This is a genomic window from Scytonema sp. HK-05, from assembly GCF_963872035.1.
Lineage (GTDB): Bacteria > Cyanobacteriota > Cyanobacteriia > Cyanobacteriales > Nostocaceae > Kalymmatonema.
Window position 1 is genome coordinate 13,562 of the sequence record NZ_CAWMYC010000128.1, and the last position, 12,651, is coordinate 26,212.

Annotated in this window: 11 protein-coding genes and 1 pseudogene; all 12 read right to left on the bottom strand. The window is 44.7% G+C overall.

All coding sequences use genetic code 11. The features are described from left to right. Nucleotides 1-28: 28 nt before the first annotated feature. Nucleotides 29-901: a MetQ/NlpA family ABC transporter substrate-binding protein gene (locus AACT52_RS28275; RefSeq protein WP_073634158.1), complete on the bottom strand. Its 873-nt coding sequence runs from the start codon at nt 899-901 to the stop codon at nt 29-31. A 438-nt stretch (nt 902-1,339) separates the two neighbouring features. Then, the gene (locus AACT52_RS28280; protein WP_073634159.1) at nt 1,340-1,996 is read right to left on the bottom strand and encodes a methionine ABC transporter permease; all 657 of its coding nucleotides are present in this window, start codon (nt 1,994-1,996) and stop codon (nt 1,340-1,342) included. Further along, nucleotides 1,996-2,973: a methionine ABC transporter ATP-binding protein gene (locus tag AACT52_RS28285; RefSeq protein WP_073634160.1), complete on the bottom strand. Its 978-nt coding sequence runs from the start codon at nt 2,971-2,973 to the stop codon at nt 1,996-1,998. Before AACT52_RS28285 ends, AACT52_RS28280 begins: the two co-directional genes overlap by 1 nt. 136 nt (nt 2,974-3,109) lie before the next feature. Beyond that, complete coding sequence (locus AACT52_RS28290) at nt 3,110-4,012, bottom strand: MetQ/NlpA family ABC transporter substrate-binding protein (protein WP_073634197.1); 903 nt, start codon at nt 4,010-4,012, stop codon at nt 3,110-3,112. A 399-nt stretch (nt 4,013-4,411) separates the two neighbouring features. Further along, nucleotides 4,412-5,515, bottom strand: coding sequence for an aliphatic sulfonate ABC transporter substrate-binding protein (locus AACT52_RS28295; RefSeq protein ID WP_083630589.1), 1,104 nt, complete (start codon nt 5,513-5,515; stop codon nt 4,412-4,414). A 559-nt stretch (nt 5,516-6,074) separates the two neighbouring features. Then, nucleotides 6,075-6,263, bottom strand: coding sequence for a hypothetical protein (locus tag AACT52_RS28300; protein WP_233154096.1), 189 nt, complete (start codon nt 6,261-6,263; stop codon nt 6,075-6,077). Between the two features lie 3 nt (nt 6,264-6,266). Continuing rightward, nucleotides 6,267-6,458: pseudogene (locus AACT52_RS41555) on the bottom strand (GNAT family N-acetyltransferase); the annotation flags it as partial. Nucleotides 6,459-6,626: 168 nt separating this feature from the next. Then, nucleotides 6,627-7,442 (bottom strand): hypothetical protein, encoded by an 816-nt coding sequence (locus AACT52_RS28310; protein ID WP_073634162.1) that lies wholly within the window; start codon nt 7,440-7,442, stop codon nt 6,627-6,629. A gap of 286 nt (nt 7,443-7,728) precedes the next feature. Beyond that, nucleotides 7,729-8,796, bottom strand: a complete 1,068-nt coding sequence (locus tag AACT52_RS28315; RefSeq protein WP_073634163.1) for an ABC transporter substrate-binding protein — start codon at nt 8,794-8,796, stop codon at nt 7,729-7,731. Between the two features lie 436 nt (nt 8,797-9,232). Then, complete coding sequence (locus tag AACT52_RS28320) at nt 9,233-9,652, bottom strand: 4Fe-4S binding protein (RefSeq protein WP_073634164.1); 420 nt, start codon at nt 9,650-9,652, stop codon at nt 9,233-9,235. Continuing rightward, complete coding sequence (locus tag AACT52_RS28325) at nt 9,649-11,295, bottom strand: FAD-dependent oxidoreductase (protein WP_073634165.1); 1,647 nt, start codon at nt 11,293-11,295, stop codon at nt 9,649-9,651. The genes AACT52_RS28320 and AACT52_RS28325 overlap by 4 nt, the downstream gene beginning before the upstream one ends. Before the next feature lie 52 nt (nt 11,296-11,347). Beyond that, nucleotides 11,348-12,424 (bottom strand): LLM class flavin-dependent oxidoreductase, encoded by a 1,077-nt coding sequence (locus tag AACT52_RS28330; RefSeq protein WP_073634166.1) that lies wholly within the window; start codon nt 12,422-12,424, stop codon nt 11,348-11,350. Between the last annotated feature and the right edge of the window lie 227 nt (nt 12,425-12,651).

Here is a 12,651-nt window from a genome sequence, read left to right on the forward strand (position 1 = left end):
TCACAAAGGCTACTGTAATAATCATTCTTTAAAACACAGGTATAAGTCTTCCCTTATACTCTTTGTTAATAAAATCCTTGACTTGTGGATGAATGAGCAATTTATTCAATTTTTGAATCTTGGCTTCGTTTTCTCGGTTCTGTAATGTGACCAATGCCAGAGCGTATTTTGTGTCCTTGGCTGTTTCTTGACCCATAGAATTTGGTTCTATCCCTGCAAGAGCAACTGTTTGAGAGGTCGATACAATGAAGTCTACATCATTAATAGCTCGGACTACTTGTACTCCTTCTACTTCCTTTATTTTTAAATTTTTGGGATTCTCAGCAATATCTTTCTGGGTGACGAATTCCTTGCTATTCTCCTTTAACTTGATTAGCCCATTTGCTGCTAGTAACCGCAGCCCTCGGTCGTTATTGATAACATCATTGGCAACTGTAACGCTTGCATTTTGAGGAATTTCATTGACTGACTTGAGCCGCTTGGAAAAAAGACCAAGTGTGTTTAAGTAAACTGTATTCAATGCCACTAGATTGATTTTGAGTTCTTTGATAGCATTATTCATAAAAGGTTTGTGTTGGAAGAAGTTAGCGTCAATCACTTTATCTCTCAACGCCGTGTTAGGCTGTATCCAATCATTAAATTTAACTACCTCTATTTTTAATTTCTCTTGAGGCGCAAGATTCTTATTAACAAATTTCAAAATATCTTCTGAGACAATGCCAGTGACTCCAACTTTAATTACATCTGTTTGGTTACTTGCCTGAGCAGTATTAGAAGTTAATTCACTCTGTTTTTGACCGCAACTAGCAAAGAAGAGCGATGCAAAGAATGCACCTCCTGCTGTGAGGACAAAACGGCGACCTATTTGTGTCAAGGGGGCTAATTTTTTGTCTGTGTTCATCAGTGAACCTTTTTGAGTTGGGTGTAGGATGTAGAGATGAAAAAATGTATTATATTTCTTGCAAAAGATATGATTAATGGATATTTAGAACCACAGATGGACACAGATTAACCTTGCCCTCGAGCGAAGCGTAGACGCCCGCAGGGCGGCTTCCCGGAGGGTAGGGACAGATAAATTATCTGTGTGCATCTGTGTTAATCTGTGGTTTTTTTTCATATATTTTGCTGTTACAAGTGGGCTATTATTTTTGATTTTTGAATTTGAGCAAAGCGTTTGTCATACCAATTCTGTATGAAGATGCGCCGCCTTAATACCCCCCTGTAGTCCCCCCAAGGCATCGGGGAGAGGAGAGTGCCGGGGGTAAATATATTGCAGCTTCACAAAGAAACGGTATCACTACTAAAATATGCATTGTCAATATTTTTTCTGAGAAATTGATTATTTTTTTCTCATCTGTCGTGCTAGGAAATCACCTAATAACTGTATGATTTGTACCAAAAGAATCAAGACGATAATTGTGGAAAACATGACCCCAACATCGAACCGTTGGTAGCCATATTGAATTGCCAAATTGCCCAATCCACCGCCACCAACTGCCCCAGCCATTGCTGAAGAGTTCAGCAGGCTGACAATGAGAATTGTTATGCCTAAAACCAAAGATGGTAATGCTTCTGGAATCAACACTTTAAGCACAATTTGCCAATAGTTGCAACCCATTGCTTCTGCTGCTTCTACCAGCCCTTTATCTACTTCTAGGATGCTGGTTTCGGCGATGCGTGCAAAGAAGGGGATGGCTGCAATTGTTAGGGGAACAAGCGCTGCTGTGCTGCCGATAGAGGTGCCAACTATCAGTCGTGTTACGGGCGTTAAAACGACTAGCAGAATAATAAAGGGAAAAGAGCGTCCGGTATTTACCACCGCGCTCAGTACTTTGTTGATATTTAGGGAATCCAGAAAATTGCCTGGTGCGGTCATGACTAGGAACAAGCCCAAGGGTAAACCTAACACCACGGCTACCAGGGCTGATATCCCAACCATATAAAAGGTTTCAACTGTAGCTTCCCATAAGCTTTGAACGAATTCCGACCCTTGCATTAATGCACCTCTACTTCAACTTTCGTCTTGTGTAAATATTCAAGAGCCTGCTTGACATTGGCTCCTTCTAGTTCGACTTGAAACTGTCCGACGCGTTGATTTCCCACCGTTTCAACGCTGCCATTGAGGATATGAATATCAACATCAAAGCGACGAGCCAACGTTGCAAATATTGGCTGACTGGCGGCTTCTCCGGCAAATGCCAGTGTTGCCAGTACCGCACCAGGAGGCGGTATATATCCATTTCGACGGGGGAAAAACTCCTGCGCTAACAAAGAGTCAGGCTGGGCAGCTAAATCGCTGACTCGCCCCTGTTCGACAACTTTTCCGGCATGCAGAATTGCTACACTGTCACAAATGTGTTTCACTACGCCCATTTCATGGGTAATGAGCAAAATTGTTAGCCCCATACGCTTGTTGAGGTCGTGCAGCAGTTCCAAAATCGAGCGAGTCGTTTGGGGGTCTAGGGCTGACGTCGCCTCGTCTGAGAGCAGTACGTTTGGCTCTCCCGCTAGCGATCGCGCAATGCCAACCCGCTGCTTTTGACCCCCGGAAAGTTGAGCCGGATAGGCGTTTGCCTTGCCTTCCAAACCAACCAGCGCGAGTAATTCTTCAACTTTTGCCTTGCGTTTGAGTTTGCTGTAACCTATCACCTCCAGGGGAAAAGCGATGTTTTGTGCAACTGTTCTGCTACTGAGCAAGTTGAAGTGCTGAAAAATCATGCCGATGCCTTGACGTGCTTGACGTAGTGCTGCACCAGAAAGTGCAGTCATTTCTTGACCATTCACCCAAACAGAACCAGAAGTAGGTTTTTCTAATTGGTTGACGCAGCGGATAAGAGTGCTTTTACCTGCTCCACTTGGTCCTAAAACGCCAAATATTTCACCTGCTTTGACGCGGAGGCTGACGCCATCCAAAGCCACGACTTTTTGGTCGCTTTGTTTGTAAATTTTATGTACATCAATAAATTCAATCATGAAAGGGTATTTGAAGTTAAGAAAAATGGGTGTTTTGCAACGGTTGTGAAAAGTGGAGCAAAGAATTTATTTTATGAACCGCCAAGGACGCAAAGAAGAAAGAAGAGGACAAAAGAGTCAGTCTTAAAGAATTTGGCTAAGGAATAGGAAGTACAGCACCTTGATATTTGTCTTTGATAAATTGTTTGACTTTGTCGTCGCGGAGTAATTTATAAAGTTTTTGAACTTTGGGGTCGTTTTCTTTGCCCTGTAAAGTCGTAACAGTAACGGCGTAAAGTGGGTTTTGCGCTGACTCTAATGCTAAAGCATCTTTATCAGTTCGCATTCCTGATTGAACAACCCAGTTACCTGTCATTGCTGCTAAGTCTACATCAGGAAGAGAGGGAATTGCTTGCGCTCCAGGTATTTCTTTAATTTTCAGGTTTTTGGGATTTTCAACTACGTCTTTAACACTTGCTAAAACCCCAGCATTCTTTTTGAGCTTGATTAACTTAGCGTCTTCCAGTACCTTCAGTGCTCGATGGGCATTGTTGACATCATCGGGAATTGTGACAATTGCATTTTGGGGAACCTCAGCTAGAGATTTATGACGCTTGGAGTAAACGCCAACTGGATTTAAGTGAATTGGGGGATTGAGTGCAACCATTTTGATGTTGTGTCGCTTGCCAAAGTCCTCCATAAAGGGGACGTGTTGAAAGTAATTGGCATCGATTAGCCCATCCCTGAGAGCATAGTTATCCTGTACAGAGTCATTGAAGGTAACAATCTCAATGTCTAATCCTGCTTGAGGTGCGAGATTATCCTTAACAAATTTCAAAATATCTCCGGCTGGGACAGGCGAAACCCCAACTTTGATTTTCTCCTTTGCTCCTGTGGCTGTTGTATTAGATGCTGTTGTAGCTGTGGGACTAGATACTGCTGTGTTAGAAGTTGAAGAGTTTTGGGGTGCAGCACAACTAGAAAATACTAAAGACGCTGTGAAGGATGCGGCTGTTAATAAAAAGAAGCGGCGTTTAGTTCTAATAGAAGGAGTTATCATACTCTTGCTTGTGCTATCTCTTAAAAATTGCATAACAATTGGTTTCAATTGCTGAAACTACAGCGTTTATTCTTATGATTAGACTAGAAATCGTAAGGTGGAGAGAAGTCCTGCAGGCGGGTTTCCCAACAAGCGGGAACTTCGGGGCATTGCCTATAAAATCTTATGTGATGGACATTTGATATATTGGTGAGCAATGCCCACCCTACACAGAACTGAAACTAAATCGAAAATCTAAAATTGCAACCAAATCCAACATAGTAAGCTGTTATGGATTTTAGCTGCATATAACGAACAGTCATAATGCTTGCTACGATAGGATTTTTGAATTTTGAATTTTGAGAGAAGTCAGAGCGGCGGTTTCCGCCGATCTGAACTTCGGTGATTTTGAATTGTTTATTACCACTTCTGCTCAGGAACCCAATTGTAGTTTTTATCCTTGACGTCAATTTTTTTGGGAATAATTTTTAGTTCAAAGAAGGTATCCGCCATACGTTGCAAACCTGAAAGGACTTCATCAGTTACAGGTAATACCTTTCGTTCTCCACCACGCTGCTCAACGACTTCCATTGTTGGTAGATCAAGTTTGTATAGCGCCGAAAGAAGTTTAGCAGAATCCTTGTAGTTGCTCCTAGACCAAGAACCTGCCTTTTGTAGCTCTTCTAGAATTATCTTGACAATATCAGGATGGTCACGCACAAAATCTGGAGAAGCGTAATAGAATGAGGGGCTTTCTAGTGGAGCTTTGTCACCAAATACTGTGCTGTTATCTGCCAAAAGACGAGTGCGAAGAGTTCTCTCAGCTTGGGCAGTATAGGGGTCCCAAATGACCCACACATCTATATCGCCACGCTCAAACGCGGGTAAAGCTTCTGCAGGAGCAAGATAAACAGGTTGAACGTCGCTGAATTTCAGACCGACTTTCTCCAAAGCTCGCACTATAATGTAGTGCTGACCAGAGCCTTTAGCAAAAGCAACTTTTTTACCTTTGAGGTCGGCTAGACTTTTGATGGCTGAATTTTCGAGAACCAAGATAGCTGAACCCCTTGTACTACCTGTTCCTGCAGCTACCCGAACGAATGGTTTGTCACCAGCTTGAGCAAATACACTTCCTGTTCCGCCACCACCGCCAAAGGCGATCGCACCTACACCCATCCCGTCGAGGAGGGGTGCAGTAGAGGAAAATTCATTCCACTGCACAGAGATCCCAAGAGGTTGTAAGCGTTTCTCTAGGCTTCCTTGCGCCTTGATAATATTCAGAAGTGCCATCCCTTTCTGATGCCCCATTTTCAGAACCTTTAACTCGGTCTGTTGAGGATTTTGCGTCGGTGCGTTTGCGGAATTAGCTGTGTTAGTCGAAGTACAAGAAGAAAGCGTAACCCCCAAGCCAAAACCAATTACAAATAGTAGGATAAAAGCTAGAATACCCGGTTGATAGAGAGGCTTAAAAAAGCTCTTCTGATTTACCCAGCCTAAAAACTGATTCACTAGCCGAGTTAACATATCACTATCCTATTTCATTTGTGAAAAGTAAGTTTTTTAAATGAACTGCGTAGACGAAAAGAGTAGAAAGACGCTTCAAAAGCGTTTTTTTAGTAGAAAACATAAGAATTATAGAGGGGCAATTTTCTTATCCTAACTTGACTGATTGACATTATAATATTGCTCACAAAACTATGATTATTGACTATTTAGAACCACCAATGCAAACAGATTAACGCTAGTTATTTATCTGTGTTCATCGGTGTTAATCTGTGGTTTCATTTTCATGACTCTTGACTTTTTCAAGAGGTGTATTAAGTAGGTCGTAAAAATAAAGTTAACTAGTGAGGGCCGTCCTTTGTGAGCCAGCGCTGCAGGAGGGTTTCCCGACCTAGGCGACTGGCGAACCCGAAGGGTCCAAAGTCATTCATCTAGGGCGCGGATTTCAGGTATATTTACATAAAGTACATAGTTCGGTTTATTTCCACGAAGCTACTTAGTCAATAACCTTAAGAATTTGTATCCTTAGAAAAAATCTTCTTTGCTGTTGTCGTGGGAATATAGGTGAAAAATCGCTGTGTCACCACGGTAAGCCGCGGAGGTCAATCGTTCCTTCTCGTGGGGCTTTGCCGCGCACGGGCAGCACCATCGGCTCGTTGGCTGTGAAGGGGACTGTACCACCTGGTTGTTCCACCAAAAGAGTTCCGTTGAAGGACTCCCATCCAAGACGGGTATAGAAGGGTACTAAGTCCTGCCGACAGACGAGCAACGCGAAAGCGACACTGCATTCATCGAAGAATGCTGCCGCGTGCCGGAGGGCAGCACTTGCGTAGCCTTGTCCCTGCGCTTTTGGGCTTGTCATTACCCTGCCGATGCCACCGATGCGGATTGATGCACCGTCCAGTGTTGCCTCGCGAGTCACGATGCCGATGTGCGAGACAACCTGTCCACTGTTGTCCCACACGAGCAAGCTCCACTGCGGTAAAGACCATGTAATGTACCGCCCCGGACGGGTAGCGATCGCAAGAAGGCGGGTAGACCGCTGCCCTGAGGGTATCTAAGGCTTCCTCCTCCTCCAAAGTCAGGTCGGTGACAGGCTTCAGGTCAAGGCTCAATGGACGGGCTGTCATGATCAATCGTTCACGCTCACAAGTTTGGGGAGTTTGGAAATAGGAATATCCAAGAAGTAAGAAAGGACTTCCCGCCGCCAAGCATCATAAATCACTGGTAAATGATCAATTTCGCTGCCAATCGCGCGATGGGTAATCTGCCAATGCTCTTTGAGGTAGGGATTCCGCCGACGTTGACCTTCTTCATCCGCTTCCAATACCTGTGCGACTAGCTCAGATTTTTCTGCTGGTGAGGCTTGGTCGAATTTGCGTTGCCACCAATCCACAACTCCCAGACGGTGATATGCTTCATCTGGCAGGATTCTCTCGGCAGCAAATTTTCCTGACTCTGGATCATTGATTTTGCTGGTACGGCTATTGAGGAATAGCAAGGCAACAATATGGAGTTCGTAGTGCAGCTCGAACGCCAAGAAACCTTGCCAGTTACGAATGGGTAAGTCCCCCATATAGTCCCAGTGCTTTTGCACCTGCTTTTGTATCTCCTCAATGGGGTCGTATCCAGATAATGCGTGCGATCGCTCACGAGTATTTTGAGCGTGTGCGCCATCGTCACCAATTTGTCGGCTCAAAAAGAGCTGCAATTCTGGGTCGGGAATTTGGTCGATTATCTTGGCGCAAACTTGGACAATGAACAAGTCATGAGCTGCTCCTGCGACACGAAAGCGGTAAAAATTTTCTATTTCCTCTTGTGTTGCAGGTGGTCGGGGGTCATGCAAACGAGTTTTGGGAAGATGAGGAGCGTGTTTGTCAATGAGTTTGTTAAAAATTTCTACTTCTAAATCAGTTGTCCAAGCTGGACGAGTTAGAGTTGCGGTCATGTTTAATCTCCTATTAGTAATGCTGTTGCTCTGACCTGGAATTATAGTTTGGGTTAATAGTTTAGGTTGGTTAAAACAGGTTTCAGCTTTGAGCCTGAAATTTATTTCTCGTTGTATAGCAGTCCTATTTAATTTGTAAACTTGGGTTTTTTTATGAACCGCAGAGAACGCAGAGGAGGACACTTCCGTGCGGGGGTTCCCCCCGCCCTTGGAAAGTGTCCGTTGACACAGAGGAAAGAGACGAGAGAAAATTTTACGACTCTTAAACGGATTGCTATATCAGCACTTAAGACTTGGTATCTATCAGCATCCAATCTTTGACGTTAAAGTCGGATTTTAACAAGTTTTGGTCAGCGAGAAACTTTTTAGTAGAATTTAAAAGTTCTAATCCCTCAGGTGTAAAAGGTTCTTGAGGGTAAAGATTGAGAGGGTAAGACTCTTTAACGACAGGTAAAGGCATATCACCACTCGCTTCAGCAGCGAATTTGTAAAACGCTTCCGGATTTGCCTGTATTTCCTGCAAAGCTTTCTGTCTCATCTGATTCCATTTTTGAGGCAGTTGAGGATGCTTTGCTAAAATTTTGTCAGTAACAACTGTGACTCCTGTTCCTACCAGCCCTTTATGGTTCTTAGCTTCGTCAATTGATTTCCATCCCTTAGTAACCAACAAAGGACCAGCACCCATTGCAAACGGATACGCTGCGATATCACCCTTTGTTAGAGCAGGTACGACATCTGCTGAGGCTATCTGTACTAGTTTGACATCCTTAGAAAGTCCGGCTTTATCTAGAAGACCTAGTAAATACCGATGGGGGTAGGTTCCTTTAGCAACACCCACTTTTTGCCCCTTCAGGTCTGCAAGTGAATTTACTCCCTGTTTCTTGACAATCAACCACGCATTTTGACCGACACGAGTTTGATTAATCAGCTTAGTATTAATACCAGCAGCTTTAGCAACAATAGCAGGAGTATCCCCATACATTCCTATATCTAATGACTCACTAGAAAGTGCTTCATTCAAAGCAGGACCTCCCGCAAAAGGAAAGAACTTCACATCAGTTACGCCAATATTTTGCAGTTCGCGCTTCAATTTGCCAGAACGCATTACCCAACCCTCTGGTCCAATGGGCACTTTACTTTCAGTGCTGATAAAGCCTACTCGTAAAACTTGCGTATTGGTGTTGTTGGGCTTGTTGGGAGTATTTTTTTGAGCCGCTTCAACTGCTGCATTAGATTGGCGCGACTGCGAACCGCAACCTGCTGTCACATGACTTGTGACTAGCATTGCAACTACTGATAAAGTGGAGACAAAAAGTCGATGAAAAAAGCTCCTCTCAAGCGTTTGTGAATTCATATGCTTAACTTTATTAGGCGTCTAGGAAAAATTAGTAATTCGTAATTAAGTTGATAATTACGAATTACTAATTATTAGACAAGATTGCATCTCTTTGATTCCATCTGTGTCCATCTGTACGCCAGTCGCCACAACGGGGGGAACCCCCCTCCGGGTTCACCAGTCGCCTGCGGAGGGAAACCCTCCTGCAGCGCTGGTTCACCGCAAGGCGCTGGCTCGTCCATCTGTGGTTTAATTATTCTTTTTTTTCGACTTTTGCAAGAAGTCTATTAATAATGAACGTTGCGGAATTTGGTAATGAATAGCGGAAAGTCAACAGATTTTTAATTTTCCTAACCCCTGTAATGAAAGTGCATGCACTTTCATTACAAAATTGTGAATTTCTAAATTCATCTCTCAATTCAGCAACGCCTAATGATGAATTGTGTTTCTTCCCCTACACTGTCTTTCGCTCAGTATTTGGTGATGGATTCGTGGACGGTTGATTCCAAGGTAGTATTCTTCCCTGAGCATCTGTGGACAAATTGCTATTGAAGTTCCTAAAAACCTGCGAGGACTGTTCTCTAAGTCCGGCAGGAGTGCGTCCTGGTCCCCAACCAACGTTTTCACGGTAACTGCCTAACAAACCTGATTCTATAAGAGTTTTCTCATCGACTGGGACAGACTCATCTGTCTGTGGAGCAACATACAGCGCATCTACTGGACAGTACAACTCGCACATAAAGCAGGTTTGGCAGTCGCTCTGGCGGGCAATTTTGGGCGGAGCGTCTGGCACTTTGTCAAAGACATTTGTTGGACAGGCAGAAACGCAAATATTGCATTGAATACAACGAGATTCACTGACAAGTTCAATCACAGCGCTACTAGCTCCTTCTCCCTTTGAACAGCTTCTAATCTTTCAGGTTTCACCCAAACATGATCCAGTCCACCACTTAGTAGACGGTGTTGTAGGTTTGGATCTTGTTGCGGATAGTCCAGGTGTCTGTGCATTCCGCGAGTTTCTTTTCGCTCTAAGGCGCTGGCGTACATCCACCGCGCTGTTGCTACCATTGCAGCAGCTTCCCTTGCTTGGACAATCTGATTTTCTGCCACGACTTCACTATGACGAATTTCTTTCCAAAGGTGATGCAGTCGATTGAGCGATTCTGACAAACCTTGTTCTGTACGGAAGAAGTTGCGATCGTAAGGGAAGACTTCTGCTTGCACACCCTGAATCACTTCACTAGGAGCAAAACTCTTGGTATGACCGTTGTGGGAACGTACAGCAGTTTCTCCAATTCCTTCGACTGTGCGTTGATTAACTTTAGCTCCTAATTGGCGGGCAAAGGATGCTGCTGCTTCACCTGCCCAATATCCAGAAGAGGTTGCCCAAGCAGCGTTATGACTACCACCACCTGTAAAGCCACCGCAGATCAGTTCTCGCGTTGCTGCATCTCCCGCAGCATAAAGACCGGGTACAGAAGCAGCGCAAGTATCATCTATAATCCGAATACCGCCTGTACCGCGCACGGTTCCCTCTAGACGCAGAGTGATGGGAAAGCGTTGAGTGAATGGATCTATCCCCAATCGGTCAAATGGTAGGAAAAAGTTATGCTGGACAGTTCGCAGAATTTGCTGCTCTTCTGGAGTTGCCTTGTTCAAAATAGCGTAAACAGGTTGGCTGAGCAAGGTACGAGCAATGACAGAACGACCTTTGTGAGAACCTGCTCCTTCAATCTCTGTTCCATCTTCGTAGGTGAAGGTTGCCCAGCGGTAGTAAGCACCCTTCGTTACTGAGGAAAATACGGGGGATAAAGCATAGGCATTGGAAAATTCCATACCTGACATTTGCGCACCTGCTTCTGCTGCCATCAGGTAACCATCGCCTGTCAGCACATTGCAGCCCAATGCTTTACTCAGGAAGGCACAACCACCTGTAGCAATGACGACGGCTCCTGAACGGACTCTCCAACGCTCACCACTTTGGCGGTTAATGCCTGCTGCTCCTGCAACTATGCCTTCTGCATCTACAAGCAATTCCAGTGCTGGGCTATGGTCAAGGATTTGCACTCCGGCTTTTTTAATCTTTTTCCGCATTAGGCGCATATAATCCTGACCTTGTTGGAGCGATCGCCTATATGGACGACCTTCTTCATCAACTGGAAACGGGAAGCCCCAATCTCCCAGCATATTCAGATTGGTGTAAGTCTGATCCAAAACGCGAGTCATCCACCGGCGGTTTGAGAGAAACCCCCCTAACGCTTCTCGTGAAGCCATTGCTGCTTCACGTTGCACGGGATCTGGTGGCACATACCAAACACCAGTTCCGGAGGGTGCTGTTGCACCACTTGTACCGCAGTAACCTTTATCTACCAATACCACTCTCGCACCCTGAGCTGCGGCACTCCATGCTGCCCAAGTGCCGGCAGGTCCCCCACCAATGACTAAGACATCAGTCTCTAACTCTATGTATGAAGGGGTAGTAGATGTTTTTCCTGATAGATCTGAATTTGCACTCACAATGACTCTCCTTAATATTAAGTAAACAGTTATCAGTGAACAGTTACCAGTGTCAAAGACTCATAGTTGATAACTGATAATTGCTAACTGATAACTGCGATCGAACCCGTGGCATAACTTCCTGAGAAAAACGTCTCATTTCCGGGGCGAAAGGTTGGAATTGCAGCATAAAGGTATCAACACCCACGCTTACAAAATCTGCAATTCGAGCAGCCACCGTGTCATAGCTGCCAACTAAACCTGCTGCGGTACCACCGTTGCTTCCTACACTCGGATACTTCGCCATGTTCTTGAACATCACAACTTCAGAATCTACACCCTTTAAAAGCTCCGAGCGATCGTCTTGTTTTGTCAGTTCCAACAACCACTGATAATTTTCCTGTGCTTCGGCATCTGTTGGTCGAGCAATGACAAAGGCTGACATCGCAAATCGTAGTGGTTTCGGCTGCTTTCGCTTCCGCTTTCTCACATCAGCGATGGTTTCTCGTATCACCTCAATAGGACGACCATTAAGGAAAAAGACATCCGCCTCTTTCATCGCCAAATCTCTGGCTGGATCTGACTCGCCTCCTAGATACACACGAGGATGAGGTTGTGCGACTGGACGCGGAAGCAAGCAGAGGTCACTGATGTGAAAGTAGTCTCCAGAGAAGTTAACTCGTTCTCCACTCCAGAGTGCTTTCACCACCGCTATCCACTCTTGAGAATAGCGGTAGCGCTCATCGTGAGAGAGAAAGAAAATTCCGGACTTCTCCATTTCCGGCTTAAACCAAGCACTCACTAAGTTAATAGCAAAACGTCCACCGCTGATGGCATCGATACCCAGTGCCATTTTTGCCAAGACAGTTGGATGGAAGAGTAACGGCTTAACAGCAGCAATAATTTCAATAGAGTTTGTGGCTTCCGCAAGCGCTGCTGCTGCTGTCCAAGTTTCTAACTGGTCTAATTCTTGATTTCTGGGATTGATGATGTGTTCGGCAATGAGAGTGGTTGTAAATCCACATTCTTCAGCTAACTGGATAAGTCCTTTAGCTCGCAAGTAACTGGCGTCGCGAGGTTCTTGGGGGTGGTTCATCGCACCGCAGTTGCCGTAAACGGGAATCCAGATGCCATAGCGTGGTTCAGACATAGCTTTCCTCACTTTTTTATTAGAGGCTTAAAGCTTTGCGTTTCATTAAAGATGCAAATCAATTCAAAATTGTTTTTTGAACTTTGGATTGATTTACGCTCTGCCCTAAAGCAGCTTTGCACTACCATCAATTAAGTTGGAAAAAGGGGTATGTGGGAAAGGGCAAATCTTTTTGATTTTACTCTTTCTCTTTTCCCCTTAACTCGGAAGGTGTTCGCGCTCGCTTC

What these genes read in the sequence shown, in the direction of transcription:
- AACT52_RS28275 (WP_073634158.1), bottom strand. Translation starts at nt 901, where the DNA reads ATGAACACAGACAAAAAATTAGCCCCCTTGACACAAATAGGTCGCCGT.
- AACT52_RS28280 (WP_073634159.1), bottom strand. Translation starts at nt 1,996, where the DNA reads ATGCAAGGGTCGGAATTCGTTCAAAGCTTATGGGAAGCTACAGTTGAA.
- AACT52_RS28285 (WP_073634160.1), bottom strand. Translation starts at nt 2,973, where the DNA reads ATGATTGAATTTATTGATGTACATAAAATTTACAAACAAAGCGACCAA.
- AACT52_RS28290 (WP_073634197.1), bottom strand. Translation starts at nt 4,012, where the DNA reads ATGATAACTCCTTCTATTAGAACTAAACGCCGCTTCTTTTTATTAACA.
- AACT52_RS28295 (WP_083630589.1), bottom strand. Translation starts at nt 5,515, where the DNA reads ATGTTAACTCGGCTAGTGAATCAGTTTTTAGGCTGGGTAAATCAGAAG.
- AACT52_RS28310 (WP_073634162.1), bottom strand. Translation starts at nt 7,442, where the DNA reads ATGACCGCAACTCTAACTCGTCCAGCTTGGACAACTGATTTAGAAGTA.
- AACT52_RS28315 (WP_073634163.1), bottom strand. Translation starts at nt 8,796, where the DNA reads ATGAATTCACAAACGCTTGAGAGGAGCTTTTTTCATCGACTTTTTGTC.
- AACT52_RS28330 (WP_073634166.1), bottom strand. Translation starts at nt 12,424, where the DNA reads ATGTCTGAACCACGCTATGGCATCTGGATTCCCGTTTACGGCAACTGC.